The following is a 13,045-nucleotide window of genomic DNA, read 5'->3' on the forward strand; positions in this document are numbered from 1 at the left end:
ACGACGCAGGCTGGGCACCACCCGTCCGAGCATCCCATCGGTAGAGCAGCTCGAGCATGACGCGCGACTCGCACTCGCCGCGGTAGCAAGTCGGGTGCTGTCTCCACGACATAGGCCTCTGCTCGATCATCTGGTCGTTCGAGTTCCGGCGTTCCCGCCCGCTCCACCGAGGATCACCTGCTGCCGGGCACTCGAGCCCGTCCCGATCGGTGTCCCCGACGAGCGCGTAAGCCGAGGTCCGTGTTGGTCTCGTTGTCCTGGTGGTTTGGTCGATACCATCGGATATGTCTTGGCGGCCTTCGTTCCTCTCGCCCCCTCCCGGGTCGGACCCGGCGGCCGGTCCGCCGGAGATTCCCGGCGTGCGGCGCTCCTACGTCACCGCCCGGGGCGTGCGTTTCCACGTGACCGAGGCGGGCCCGCCCGACGGGCGCCCGGTGCTGGCACTGCACGGCTGGCCCGAGCATCACTACGCCTACCGTCATCTGCTGGCCGATCCGCCGGACGGGCTGCGGATCATCGCGCCGGACCTGCCCGGCTACGGCTGGTCCGGTCCCCCGCCGCACCGATGGGCCAAGGACGACGTCGCCTCCGACCTGCTCGCGTTGCTGGACGAACTCGGCTGCGGGCGCGTCCTGCTGGCCGGTCACGACTGGGGCGGCTATATCGCCCACCTGCTCGTGCTGCGCGAACCGGAGCGATTCGACGCGCTACTGGCGCTCAACATCGCGCACCCGTGGCAGACCGCGCGCACCTTTCTCCCGCATGCCTGGCGGTTCCTCCTCTACCAGCCTGCCGTCGCGGCGTTCGGCGACTACTTGCACCGGCGAACCCGCTTCCTGGAACTCGTCTTCGCCGGTTCGGTACGCGATCGCGCGAAGTTCGGGCCAGAGGCGGTCCGCGTCTACTCGGACCGTTTCCGCGATCCCGTCTGCGCCCGCGCCGCGACCGACACCTATCGCACGTTCCTGCTGCGCGAAGTCCCGCGTTCGGCCGGACACGGTGAACGGCGCCGAGCGACGATCCGGATCCGCACGCTGTTCGGGGTCGAAGACGCGGCGGTCCACCCCTCGCTCGCCGCCGAGGAAACCGCGCGTGCCGACGACTACCACCTAGAATTGGTCCGGGACTGCGGCCACTTCATCCTCGAGGAACGTCCGGATCTGGTCCGGGCCCGGCTGGCCGAGCTGGCGGCCGCTACCGCGCGACCCGCCTGATCACGTCGCACGTCGACGACGCACCCGCGGTGACGAGTATGTGGCCGGAAAGCGCCGGGCGCGGCTGACCGACCGGCGGCGCACCGGCGCACCCGTCGCCTGTCGGTGACGTCGGGCACGATGGAGCCCATGACCACGGCCACCGACGCGTCCCCGATCGACCTCACGGCCCCCGACCTGCGCGAGCACGCCGAACAGCTGCTGCGCGAGCTGGCCGGGGCCGACGCCCGGCTGCGGGAGGATCAGTGGACCGCGATCGAGGCGCTCGTCGTCCGGCGGCGCAGGGCCCTGGTCGTGCAGCGCACCGGCTGGGGCAAGTCCGCGGTGTACTTCATCGCCGCCAAGCTGCTGCGCAGGGCCGGGCGCGGGCCGACGGTGATCGTGTCGCCGCTGCTGGCGCTGATGCGCAACCAGGTCGCCGCGGCGCACCGTGCCGGCGTGGTCGCCGCCACCATCAACTCGGGCAATGTCACCGAGTGGGACGATATCCACGCCCAGGTCGCCGCGGGTGCGGTCGACGTGCTGCTGGTCAGTCCCGAACGGTTGAACAACCCGGACTTCCGTGATCAGGTGCTGCCCCGGCTCGCCGCCGACGCCGGGTTGGTGGTGATCGATGAAGCACACTGCGTCTCGGATTGGGGCCACGATTTCCGGCCGGATTACCGGCGCATCCGCACGCTGATCGCCGACTTGGGCTCGGACGTCCCGGTCCTCGCCACCACCGCGACCGCCAACGACCGGGTGGTCACCGACGTCGCCACCCAGATCGGCACCGACACCTTGGTGCTGCGCGGCACGCTGGACCGCGAGTCGCTGCACCTGTCGGTGGTCCGTTTCGACGATGCCGTGGAACGCACCGCCTGGCTCAGCGGGCACCTCGACCGGCTGCCCGGCTCCGGCATCGTCTACACGCTCACCGTCGCCGCCGCGCACGATCTCGCCGACGTGCTGGCCTCGCACGGCCACACCGTCGCCGCCTATACGGGGCAGACCGACCCGGCCGAACGCGAGGCGCTCGAAGCGGCGCTGCTGAACAACGAGGTGAAGGCGCTCATCGCCACGTCCGCGCTCGGCATGGGCTTCGACAAGCCCGACCTGGGGTTCGTGGTGCACATCGGCGCGCCGTCCTCCCCCATCGCCTACTACCAGCAGGTGGGACGTGCCGGGCGCGGCACCGAGCGAGCCGAGGTGATCCTGCTGCCCGGCCCCGAGGACGCGCGGATCTGGAGCTACTTCGCCTCCGTCGCCTTCCCCCGCGAGCACATCGTGCGTGCCGTGCTCGACGCGCTGGACTCCGACCGGGCGCTGTCCACCGCGGCGTTGGAACCGCTGGTGGAGTTGAACCGCTCCCGGCTGGAGATGGTGTTGAAGGTCCTCGACGTGGACGGCGCGGTGCGCCGCGTGCGCGGCGGCTGGATCGCCACCGGACGGCCGTGGACCTACGACACCGAACGGTACGAGCGGCTGTCCATCGCCCGCGAGGCCGAGCAGCAGGCCATGATCGACTACCAATCGACCACCGATTGCCGCATGGAATTCCTGCGACGTCAGCTCGACGACCCGGGGCTGTCGGCGGATTCGCCCGGCTGCGGCCGGTGCGACAACTGCACCGGCCATCGCCCCGACCGCACCGTCGCCGCCGACGCGGTGGCCGCGACCAAGGCCAGGCTCGACCGTCCCGGCCTCGATCTCGCGCCGCGCAAGCAGTGGCCCACCGGTATGGCCAAGCTGGGAATTCCGTTGTCCGGCAAGATCACCGGCGGCGCCGAGACCGGTCGCGTGCTCGGCAGGCTGACCGACCTCGGCTGGGGGCAACGACTGCGTGCGCTGCTCGACGGCCCCGACGACCCGGTCCCCGACGCCGTCTTCGACGCCTGCGTCGCCGTACTGCGCGAATGGGATTGGGCAGCCCGCCCGACCTCGGTGCTCGCCCTGGAATCGCCGCGCCACCCCGTGCTCACCGCCACCCTCGCCGCCCGCCTGGCCGAGGTCGGCCGCCTGCGCGACCTCGGTACGCTGCGCACCCGCCCGGACCGCCCACCCGTCTCGGCTGCCAACTCCGCCCACCGCGTCGCCGGCCTGTTCGACTCATGGGAGGTCCCCGACCTGCCCCAGGTCTCCGGCCCGATCCTGCTGGTAGACGCCATCACCGACACCGGCTGGACCTTCACCGTCGCCGCCCACACCCTCCGAGCCGCTGGCGCCGACGCCATCCTGCCCTTCGCCCTGGCCACACCGACATAACGACAACACTCGGCGCGCCCGAGCGGCTCCGCTGCCGCCGAACCCGCCCACCGGCACACCGGCCTCGCCTACGACGCAAGCAGCGAGATTCCTCTACGGAACCTGGCCCGACGACCATGGGCTCGCAGGGCCGAGTACAGCCCGAGCGCCCCTACCAACCCAGCGGCAGCCAGCTTCCCGCCGGCAGGTAGGCGTCGACCAGGGATAGCCCGGTGGCGAAGGCATGCGCCGCTCGCGGCCGCGGCCTCCGCGACTCTCGCCGCGATGCACCGACTACTCCCTTCCAACCGCCCACTCGACACCAATGCTTCCCACACAACCCGCCCAGCGCACCGCAACTCCGGCTTCGAGCGAAGCGCGACCGCGCACACGCCGTTGCGGCCCGGCTCGCGTGTGCGCGGCCGCCTCGTAGGCGACGAAGGAGCAAGCCGCGGTCGCACGGACACCAGCCATTAGTGCGCTGCGAACGCCGAGTGCGAGGCCCGGCCGAACAGATCAGGCTTTTGAACCGCGCGCCCTGTACCCCAGCGTTCGACACCAACGCGCCCAGCCCACCGCCACCACGACTTTCGAGCGAAGCGAGACCGAGCACCCGCCGTTCGCGGCCCGGGTCGCGTGTGCGCGGCCGCCGCGTACGCGACGAAGGAGCAAGCGGCGGCCGCGCACACGCGAGCCATCAGAGGGCCGCGAACACCCAGCGCCGCAGGCGCTGGAAAACAAACACAGAACACGCCGCGCCGAAGGCGCGGCAATCAGAGACTGAGCGTGGCCCGTAAGCGCGCGTCCAGGGATTCCGTTTCCTCCTGGGTGAGCACGCCGAGGTGTTCGGTGAGCCAGGGGCGGTAGGCGCGGTGCAGTTTCAGGGTGTCGGCCCAGCCGTGCTCGGTGTGGGTGGCGAGCACGTGGCCGGGGTCGGCGTCGCGTAGCGGAACGACTTGCAACCAGCGGTAGCGTGAAGTGATCACCGCCGAGTCGGACACCAGTACCACCGTCATGCGCCGCGGGAAGGGGGTGCCGTCACTGAGCGTCGGGGCGTAGCGCCAGACCTCGCCGCGTCTCATGCGGCGCCGTCGGCGTCGTCGTCGGCGGCCTGGGTGAGCGTCACGTCGTCGTAGGCGGCGGCCAGCTCGGCGTCCTCGTCGATGGGCAGCGCGGTCAGACTGTCGTGCACGAGCGTGGTGCGCAGGGCGGCGTTGATCACCGCCGAAAGGCTGCGGTTCTGGCGATCGGCCGCCTCTCTGGCCCATTCGGCCACTTGCGGGTCCAGCGTGACGGTCACGCGCGTCGCCTTGCTCATACCGGTATGCATACCAGAGCGGTGCGGCGGCGGTGAGCGGTACGGCACATCCGTCGCGACGGCTCGCGCTCGTGCACGGATATCCTCCGGCTCGGCCGTTAGAGTCGACGCGTGGCAAGCAAATCCACCGGGTCGGCGATCGAGTTGGAGGTCGGCGACCACACGCTCCGCGTCTCCAACCCGGACCGCGTCTACTTCCCGGATTCCGGCGCGACCAAGCTCGACTTGGTGCAGTACTACCTGAGCGTCGGTGACGGCATCGTCAACGCGCTGCGCGACCGGCCCTGCATGCTGCACCGGTTCCCCAAAGGACTCGCGGGCGACAAGGTGCATCAGAAGCGGCTTCCTTCGGGCGCGCCGGAGTGGATTCCCACTGTGCGGGTGTATTTCCCGCGCTACGGACGGCACGCCGACGAGTTGTGCGTCGAGAAGCTCGCCGACGTCATCTGGGCGGTGCAGATGTCGACCGTCGAGTTCCATCCGTGGAATTCCCGTGCCGCCGACACCGAGCGTCCGGACGAGTGGCGCATCGACCTCGACCCGATGCCGGACTGCCCGTGGCCGCGGGTGCAGCGCGTTGCCGGGGTGGTGCGGGAGGTCCTCGACGAGATCGGCGCCGTCGGATGGCCGAAGACCTCCGGCGGCAGAGGCATGCACGTGTACGTCCGGATCGCGCCGAACTGGGGATTCCAGGAGGTGCGCCGGGCGGCGCTCGCGTTCGCCCGCGAGGTCGAGCGCCGCGCTCCCGATGACGTGACCACCACCTGGTGGCGTCGGGACCGCGATCCGAAGCTGCTGTTCGTCGACTACAACCAGAACGCGCGCGATCACACCATCGCCGCCGCCTACTCGGTGCGCGGCGTCCCCGCCGCCACGGTGTCCACACCGGTACGCTGGGACGAGATTCCCGACATCGATCCGCGCGACTTCACCATGTCCTCCGTTCCCGCTCGCTTCGCCGAACTCGGCGATCTGCACGCGGGCATGGACGACGCGGTGTTCCACCTGGATCCTCTCCTGGAGTGGGCCGAGCGGGACAAGGTGGACGTGGAGCTCGACGACGAGCAGAGCGGGGCCTGATGCCGCGCACGGGCGGTGCTACGGTCGCAACGTCCACCCGCTCGCGACCACGTCCTACTGCTCTGAAGGAGGTCCAGCCATGAACCGGCAGGCAGTGACGATCGCGATCAGCCCCATCGACCCTCCTCCCACGTTGCTGGAGAAGGCCGTGATCGAGGCGGGCGCCGCCATCTCCGATCTGGACGAGGCGCGGGGACTGATCTGGGTCGGTGGTCCGGGCGAGTTCCCGGAGCAATTGCCCGCCGGTGTGGAGTGGGTGCAGCTCCCGGCCGCCGGTATCGAGGAATGGTTCGCCGCGGGCGTCATCGCCAGGCATCCCGGCGTCCGGTTCACCTCCGCCGCAGGCGCTTTCGCGGCCAGCGTGGCCGAGCACGCGCTCATGCTGCTGCTCGCGGGCGTCCGTTACCTGCCCGAGCACCTGCGCGCGGCGGACTGGCGGCAACAGGACTTCTTCCCGCACGTCGACACCCTGCGCGGCAAGACGGTGACGATCGTCGGCGCGGGCGGCATCGGGCGCGCGCTGATCCCGATGCTGGTGCCGCTCGGCGCGCACATCATCGCGGTGAACCGCAGCGGGCGCCCGGTCACCGGCCCCGGCATCCCGTCGTCGGTCGAGACGATCTCCGCCGAGCATCTCGGCCGGGTCTGGCCGCACACCGATCACGTGGTGGTCGCCGCGCCCGCCACCCCTGCCACCAGGCACCTCATCGGCGCGGACGAACTCGCGCGGCTCAAGCCGTCCTCGTGGATCGTCAACGTCGCCCGCGGCAGCCTCATCGACACCGACGCGCTGGTGGCCGCGCTGCGCTCCGGCGCGATCGGCGGCGCCGGGCTCGACGTCACCGACCCCGAGCCGCTCCCGGCGGGCCATCCACTCTGGTCGCTGCCGAATGCGATTATCACTCCGCACGATTCGAATCCCCCGCAGCTGCGCTTGGCGGCCTTCGCCGACCACGTCCAAGCGAACGTCGAGCGCTTCATCGAGGGCCGCCCGTTCCTCGCGCCGGTCGATCCCGCGCTCGGGTACTGACGGAATCCGTTCCGGCGGCGCAATATCCGAATGCTCAGCCGGACAGTGCCCGCCCGAGGATTTCCTCGATGACCTCACTCCCGGCGTTGGCGTAGTGCTGCACGAACTTCCATCGACGCTGCGCCAGTTGCCGTTTGGCATGCTCGTAATACGCTCGATCGTCATCGGATGTGCGCAGCCGGTCCCGGAAGGCCAGGATCCGCTCGATCTCGGGCGCGCCCGACTCGGGCGAGAGTACGTGCAGGTTCACGCTCCATGGCGCACCGCTCTCCACACGACGAACGAGACAGCGATGCTGATACCAGTCCGCTTGCCGGATACGCAGCGCGTATCCGGCAGCAGCCTCCAGTGCCGGTAGATAGGCGGCTTCCTCGGCGGCATCTGGAACCAGGAGCAGGATGTCGATCAACGCCTTGGCCGCGAGTCCGGGAACCGACGTGGACCCGGTGTGCTCGATCCGCACGGCGACATCGCCGAGCGCCGCACGTATCGCGGCTTCTTCTTCCGCGTACCAGGTCGGCCACGCCGGGTTGCATTCCTCGAGATGCACCGTGACCGCATAAGGCTGCAGTTCACCGATAGTCGCGGCCGCGATGTCGGCGTCGTCCAACGTCGCCATAGCCTCCACGGTAATCCCATCGGCAAATCACCCTTCCAAAATGTGCCATTGACAACTGGCACATTCATCACTGATTCTTAGCGCATGACAAGGTCGACGAGGACCTCGGTCCCCGGTGTTCCCACCGCGCCCTCGGCACGCGCCACCCTGACCGCGGCGGCCACCAGGCTCACCCTGCGTCCGGTGAACTGCGCGGTTCCGATGAACGCGCCGGGCGTGTGGTTCGCACGCAAGCTCATCGCCACCCTGATGGCCGTCGGCGGCCCCGTTCCGGCGGGCACGTCCGTCACCCAGGTCCGGTCGGGCGCGGTGCGCGGTGAATGGGTCCGAGCGGCGGGCGTGCCGTTCGGTACGCGCGCGGTCTACTACATCCACGGCAGCGGATATGTGATCTGCTCCGCCCGCACCCATCGCGCACTCGCGGCCCGGCTGTCGGCCAAGACCGGACTGCCGGTCTTCCTCACCGACTACCGCCTCGCCCCCGAGCACCGGTTCCCGGCCGCGGCCGACGACGTCGAGGCGGGTTACCGCTGGTTGCTCGGTCGTGGCATCGCCGCGGGAGACCTGGTGATCGCCTGCGACTCCGCGGGTGGTCATCTCGCATTGGACCTGCTGGTCGAGAACGGACGGCACCGACGACCACAACCCGCGGCCGTGGCGATGTTCTCCCCGCTGCTGGACCTCACGCTCGGCCTCGCGGCCGAGCGGGAACGCGTCCGGACCGATCCGCTGATCTCCGCCGCCGCCGCGAGCAGGCTGCCCGCGGCCTACACCAGCGGCCACCCGGCCGACACCGCACGCCTGCGACTGACCATCCCGGACGGTCTCGCGCTCCCCCCGATCCTGGTGCAGGTCGGCGGCACCGAGATGCTCGGCGCCGACGCGGAGGCGCTGTGCGAGATGGTCCGGCGCGCAGGCGGCAGCTGCGAACTCGAGATCTGGCCCGGCCAACTGCACGTCTTCCAGGCCCTTCCCATGGTGGTGCCCGAGGCCGACCAGGCCCTCGCCCGCGCCGCCGACTTCCTGCGCGCGGCGCTGGTCGCTACCTCCGGCACGAAAAAGGTGAGCTGAGATGTTCGGATTGGACAAGTTGGCGGCTCTGGGCCGCCCCCGGCGCACGCACGGCGCGCGAGCCGTGGTCACCGGCGCGGGCAGCGGCATCGGCCGGGCGTTCGCCCTGGAGATCGCCGCCCGCGGCGGCCGGGTGATCTGCGCCGACATCGATGAGGCGCGCGCCGACGAGACGGTCGCCCTGATCGAACGCGATCACCCCGGCGCCGCGCACGCCTTCCGCTGCGACGTCGCGCAGCGGGAAGACGTGGAGTTGCTCGCCCGCTTCGCCGAAACGATTTTCGAGGGCCCGGTCAGCTTGGTGATCAACAACGCTGGCGTAGGTATCGGCGGAAAACCGGTGGGCAACATCGGTTTCGACGACTGGCAATGGGCCATCGGCATCAATCTGTGGGGCGTGGTGCACGGCTGCGAAGTCTTCGCCCCGCGCCTGCGCGACGCCGGGCGCGGCGGCATCATCAATGTCGCCTCGGCCGCCGGATTCGCCGCCGTTCCCTCGATGGCCGCCTACAACGTGTCCAAGGCGGGCGTGCTGTCGCTGTCGGAGACCATGGCGGCCGAACTGAGCGGCTCCGGCGTCGCGGTCACGGTCCTGTGCCCGACGTTCGTCCGCACCAACGTCGCCCGCGACGGCCGGATCACCAAGGAGTCGGCGCAGCTGGCCGACTTCCTCATGCGCTGGACCGGTTTCTCCCCCGAGCGGGTCGCGCGCACCGCCCTGGACGCGCACGACCGCGGGCAGCTCTACGTACTCCCGCAGCTGGACGCGCACGTCGTGTGGCTGCTCAAGCGGTACTTCCCCGCGCAATACACCTTCGCCCTCGGGCTCCTGGAGCGGCTGCTGCCCCAAGAGGACCCGAGCCCCGCCGACCGCACGCCGGTCACCGACAAGACAGGAGTCTGACATGGCCGCCATCGCGATGGACTTCGACGACATGCTCCGCAAGATCAAGGACCGCCAGTGGGCGCTGGCCGACATCGACTGGGACGCTCCCGGCGCCGAGACGATCACGCCGGAACTGCACGCCAAACTCAAGCCGTTCATGGCCGATCTGATGTGGATCGAGAACGTGGGCGCGCGCGGCTTCGCGGCGATGGCCAAGAAGGCGCCGAACGAGACGCTGCGCGAGATCTACCGCTACTTCCACGCCGAGGAGCAGAAGCACGCCAACGCCGAACTGGCGCTGATGCGCCGGTGGGGCATGTTGGAGGGTGACGAGATCCCGCAGCCGAACGTCAACGTCAAGCTGGTGATCGACTTCCTGGACAAGTACTCCGACGACATGTCGCTGTCGTTCCTCGGCACGGTCATCCCGATGCTCGAGGTCGCGCTCGACGGCGCGCTGATCAAGTTCATCATGGACGAGATCGAGGACCCGGTCTGCCAGGAGGCGTTCAAGAAGATCAACTCCGACGAATCCCGCCATCTGGCCGTCGACTTCGCCGTGATGGACCTGCTCGGCCACGCGGAAATGCGCAAGCTGCTCATCGACCTGGTCGGTGGCTGGGCCAAGCCCTCACTGATCATCGGCGTGCTCAGCTACGTGCCGCTGCTGAACAAGATGCGCGACAACATCGTCGCGATGGGTGTGGACGAGGAGAAGCTCTACGGAGCGCTCAAACGGTACGCGAACGTGGGCGAGCGCAGCGAGTTCGCCCGCAGGCTGCCGATGTACCAGATCGTGAAGATGCACGGCAGCTGGGTGATCGACCGCGGCCACCCGTATCACCTGGTGGCCGACGCGCTGGTGAAGATCACCGGGTTGGTGCCGAAGACGCTGCTGCGCAACAACCCGACCTGGTCGAAGGAACTGACCTACGAGCCCGCCGCATGACAGGGAATCCGATGAGCACGCACACCCTCGACGTCGCCGTCATCGGCGGCGGCTTCGCCGGAATCGGCACGGCCATCCGGCTGAAGCAACGCGGGATCCGCGATTTCGCGATCCTCGAACGCGGCACCGCGATCGGCGGCACCTGGCGCGACAACACCTATCCGGGTGCGGCCTGCGACATTCCGTCGCGGCTGTACTCCTACAGTTTCGCGCCGAACCCGAACTGGTCGCGCACCTACTCTGGCAGCAACGAGATCCTCGGCTACATCGAGGCGATGGCGGCGGAGTTCCGGCTCGGTCCGCATATCCGGTTCGGGCACAACGTTTCCGGCATGGTGTTCGACGAGCAGGCGGGAGTCTGGGAGATCGCGGTCGACGGCCACGCGGAGCCGATTCTGGCCCGCGCCGTCGTGCTGGCCTCCGGCCCGCTGGCCAATGCCAGTCTTCCTGACATCCGCGGGATCGAGACCTTTCGGGGCCACAAGATCCACAGTGCCCGTTGGGATCACGACTACGACTTCGCCGGCAAACGCGTCGCGGTCGTCGGCACCGGCGCCAGCGCGGTCCAGATCATCCCGGAGCTGGTCGAGAAGGCCGCCTCGGTGAAGGTGTTCCAGCGCACGCCCGGCTGGGTGCTGCCACGGGTGGACCGGCAGACCAACGGCTTGACCAAGGAGCTCTACCGCCGGGTGCCCGCGGCCGAGCAGCTGGCGCGGCGGGCCTGGTTCTACGGCCACGAGTCGGTGGCGCTGGGCGTGGTCTGGAACACGCCGCTGACCAGGGTGGTCGAACTGGTCGGCAAAGCCCAGTTGCGCAGGCAGGTCAAGGATCCGTGGCTGCGCCGCCAGCTCACCCCCGACTTCCGCGCGGGCTGCAAACGCCTGCTGATGACCGACGACTACTACCCCGCCCTGCAACGGGACAACTGCAAGCTGATCACGTGGCCGATCGCCCGGATCTCCGAGCACGGCATCCGCACCGCGGAAGGCATCGAGCACCAGGCGGATTGCATCGTCTTCGCGACCGGTTTCGACGTCTCGAAAACCGGCACGCCCGTTCCTGTGGTCGGACGCGACGGCCGGGTTCTCGCGGACGAATGGTCACGCGGGGCCTATGCCTACAAGAGCGTCGCCGTCTCCGGGTATCCCAACCTCTATCTGACGTTCGGACCCAATTCCGGGCCGGGACACAACTCGGCGCTGGTGTACATGGAAGCCCAGATCGACTACCTCGTCGGCGCGATCGGCATCATCCTGGACCGGAACCTGCGCATGCTGGACGTGCGGCGCGACCGGCAGGACCGTTACAACGCCGCCATCCAGCGCAAGCTGTCGGCCACCACCTGGAACTCGGGATGCCGCAGCTGGTATCTCACCGAGGACGGCTTCAACGCGACCATGTACCCGGGATTCGCCACCCAGTACGTCCACCAGCTGCGCAAGGTCGATCTCGACGACTACCTCGTGGTCGAATCGACCGCCGACCAGCGGCGACAACGAGTGGCGCCGGTTTCCTAGGTGCCGGAGCGCCGGCGGCGCGGACGATAGACTTGACCGTCCGCAGGGAGTTCTACAGCGCGCCGCCGGTCCATCGGCGCCGTGGTCAGCGAGGGAGGTGAGGTCGACGCCGGAGTACCGGATCGATGACCTCGCGCGCGCCGCGGGCACCACCACCCGCAACGTGCGCGCCTACCAGGAACGCGGGCTGCTGCCGCCGCCGGTCGGCAAGGACGGCAGGGCCAGCATCTACGACGACGCCCACCTCGAGCGGTTGCGCTTGATCGACGCGCTGCTGCAGCGCGGCTTCACCACAGCGCACATCGCCGACTTCATCACCAGCTGGGAGACCGGCAAGGACCTGACCGAGGTGCTCGGCCTGCAACACGCCGTGACGGCGTCTTGGGCCAAGGACGAGACCTTCGAGGTGCCGCGCGAGCTGATCGGCACCATCCTCGGCGCCGACGCCGACGAGCTGGTGGACCGGCTGCGCGAGATGCGGCTGGTCCGGCTGGAGGGCGACACGGTGGTGTTCACCGAGACCCAGTTGCTCACCTCGTTCGCCGAACTGCACGAGTACGGCCTCGAGCTGCGCACGCTCATCGAGATCTACGCCAAGGTGGCCGACCGGATCGATGACATCACGCACATCATGATCACCGCGGCCAAACAGCACATCATCGACGAGCACGGCCCCGGCTGGATGCCCGACACCAGCAGCGAGATCGCCGAGACCACAACGATGCTCAACAAGATGCGCGAGCTGGCGGTGGCCTCGGTGCACGCCACGCTGGCCCGCTCGCTGGACGTCACGCTGCGCCGCGAACTCGGCGACTATCTCGCCACCGCCGCCGAGCGCGACAAACAGCGCAGCGAATCCGGGCGCGACGTACCCTCCTAGACGAAGCGCAGAGTGCCGACCTTCGACGGATGGAGTCGCCGTGGCGTCCGATCGACCGAGAATTCCGCCGCTGCCGCTGGTACGGGCCGTCGAATCGGTGCGCGGCGCCATGGCCGTCGCGTTCCGCAAGCTGGTGCCGGGACACCTCGCGCTGATGGAGCTGATCGCCGCGGGATGGATCACGCAGGCCATCCACGCCGCCGCGGCGCTCGGCGTGGCCGACGCGCTCGCGGCGGGGCCGCGGCGGGGCGCCGACCT

The 13,045-nt window shown here is 69.4% G+C and carries 12 protein-coding genes and 1 pseudogene; 10 read left to right on the forward strand and 3 right to left on the reverse strand.

Annotated features, from left to right (window positions below; translation table 11 throughout):
• Positions 1-284 precede the first annotated feature (284 nt).
• Positions 285-1,214 (forward strand): alpha/beta fold hydrolase, encoded by a 930-nt coding sequence (locus NB3_RS31565; RefSeq protein WP_067810524.1) that lies wholly within the window; start codon positions 285-287, stop codon positions 1,212-1,214.
• Positions 1,215-1,343: 129 nt separating this feature from the next.
• Positions 1,344-3,458: a RecQ family ATP-dependent DNA helicase gene (locus NB3_RS31570; RefSeq protein WP_067810527.1), complete on the forward strand. Its 2,115-nt coding sequence runs from the start codon at positions 1,344-1,346 to the stop codon at positions 3,456-3,458.
• A gap of 752 nt (positions 3,459-4,210) precedes the next feature.
• Here the strand turns inward: NB3_RS31570 and NB3_RS31575 are convergent.
• The gene (locus NB3_RS31575; protein WP_067810529.1) at positions 4,211-4,519 is read right to left on the reverse strand and encodes a hypothetical protein; all 309 of its coding nucleotides are present in this window, start codon (positions 4,517-4,519) and stop codon (positions 4,211-4,213) included.
• Positions 4,516-4,755, reverse strand: a complete 240-nt coding sequence (locus NB3_RS31580; RefSeq protein ID WP_067810530.1) for a hypothetical protein — start codon at positions 4,753-4,755, stop codon at positions 4,516-4,518. The genes NB3_RS31575 and NB3_RS31580 overlap by 4 nt, the downstream gene beginning before the upstream one ends.
• 111 nt (positions 4,756-4,866) lie before the next feature.
• Between NB3_RS31580 and ligD the strand changes: the two genes are divergently transcribed.
• Together ligD and NB3_RS31590 are read left to right on the forward strand one after the other, a co-directional pair.
• Positions 4,867-5,835, forward strand: a complete 969-nt coding sequence (gene ligD, locus NB3_RS31585) for a non-homologous end-joining DNA ligase (RefSeq protein WP_067810533.1) — start codon at positions 4,867-4,869, stop codon at positions 5,833-5,835.
• A gap of 79 nt (positions 5,836-5,914) precedes the next feature.
• The gene (locus NB3_RS31590) at positions 5,915-6,865 is read left to right on the forward strand and encodes a D-isomer specific 2-hydroxyacid dehydrogenase family protein (protein WP_067810535.1); all 951 of its coding nucleotides are present in this window, start codon (positions 5,915-5,917) and stop codon (positions 6,863-6,865) included.
• A 34-nt stretch (positions 6,866-6,899) separates the two neighbouring features.
• Here NB3_RS31590 and NB3_RS31595 read toward each other — a convergent pair whose 3' ends face one another.
• Positions 6,900-7,484 (reverse strand): GrpB family protein, encoded by a 585-nt coding sequence (locus NB3_RS31595; RefSeq protein ID WP_067810536.1) that lies wholly within the window; start codon positions 7,482-7,484, stop codon positions 6,900-6,902.
• A gap of 84 nt (positions 7,485-7,568) precedes the next feature.
• Between NB3_RS31595 and NB3_RS31600 the strand changes: the two genes are divergently transcribed.
• From NB3_RS31600 to NB3_RS31625, 6 genes and pseudogenes are all read left to right on the forward strand, one after another.
• The gene (locus tag NB3_RS31600) at positions 7,569-8,555 is read left to right on the forward strand and encodes an alpha/beta hydrolase (protein ID WP_084823833.1); all 987 of its coding nucleotides are present in this window, start codon (positions 7,569-7,571) and stop codon (positions 8,553-8,555) included.
• Between the two features lies 1 nt (position 8,556).
• The gene (locus tag NB3_RS31605) at positions 8,557-9,459 is read left to right on the forward strand and encodes an SDR family NAD(P)-dependent oxidoreductase (protein WP_067810540.1); all 903 of its coding nucleotides are present in this window, start codon (positions 8,557-8,559) and stop codon (positions 9,457-9,459) included.
• A 10-nt stretch (positions 9,460-9,469) separates the two neighbouring features.
• Entirely contained in the window at positions 9,470-10,390 is a 921-nt protein-coding gene (locus tag NB3_RS31610; protein ID WP_067810544.1) for a ferritin family protein, read from the forward strand.
• Positions 10,391-10,401: 11 nt separating this feature from the next.
• A complete protein-coding gene (locus NB3_RS31615; RefSeq protein ID WP_067810546.1) occupies positions 10,402-11,907 on the forward strand; it encodes a flavin-containing monooxygenase in 1,506 nt (501 codons plus the stop codon).
• A gap of 97 nt (positions 11,908-12,004) precedes the next feature.
• Positions 12,005-12,787, forward strand: coding sequence for a MerR family transcriptional regulator (locus NB3_RS31620; protein WP_067810542.1), 783 nt, complete (start codon positions 12,005-12,007; stop codon positions 12,785-12,787).
• A gap of 40 nt (positions 12,788-12,827) precedes the next feature.
• Positions 12,828-13,045: pseudogene (locus tag NB3_RS31625) on the forward strand (hydroxyneurosporene methyltransferase); the annotation flags it as partial.

Source organism: Nocardia beijingensis NBRC 16342, from assembly GCF_001612785.1.
In the GTDB taxonomy this organism is placed as follows: Bacteria; Actinomycetota; Actinomycetes; order Mycobacteriales; family Mycobacteriaceae; genus Nocardia; species Nocardia beijingensis.

Excerpts from the sequence above, each read along its gene's own strand:
- NB3_RS31580 (WP_067810530.1), bottom strand. The coding sequence starts at position 4,755 with ATGAGCAAGGCGACGCGCGTGACCGTCACGCTGGACCCGCAAGTGGCC.
- NB3_RS31590 (WP_067810535.1), top strand. The coding sequence starts at position 5,915 with ATGAACCGGCAGGCAGTGACGATCGCGATCAGCCCCATCGACCCTCCT.
- NB3_RS31570 (WP_067810527.1), top strand. The coding sequence starts at position 1,344 with ATGACCACGGCCACCGACGCGTCCCCGATCGACCTCACGGCCCCCGAC.
- NB3_RS31575 (WP_067810529.1), bottom strand. The coding sequence starts at position 4,519 with ATGAGACGCGGCGAGGTCTGGCGCTACGCCCCGACGCTCAGTGACGGC.
- NB3_RS31595 (WP_067810536.1), bottom strand. The coding sequence starts at position 7,484 with ATGGCGACGTTGGACGACGCCGACATCGCGGCCGCGACTATCGGTGAA.
- NB3_RS31565 (WP_067810524.1), top strand. The coding sequence starts at position 285 with ATGTCTTGGCGGCCTTCGTTCCTCTCGCCCCCTCCCGGGTCGGACCCG.
- NB3_RS31605 (WP_067810540.1), top strand. The coding sequence starts at position 8,557 with ATGTTCGGATTGGACAAGTTGGCGGCTCTGGGCCGCCCCCGGCGCACG.
- NB3_RS31600 (WP_084823833.1), top strand. The coding sequence starts at position 7,569 with ATGACAAGGTCGACGAGGACCTCGGTCCCCGGTGTTCCCACCGCGCCC.
- NB3_RS31615 (WP_067810546.1), top strand. The coding sequence starts at position 10,402 with ATGAGCACGCACACCCTCGACGTCGCCGTCATCGGCGGCGGCTTCGCC.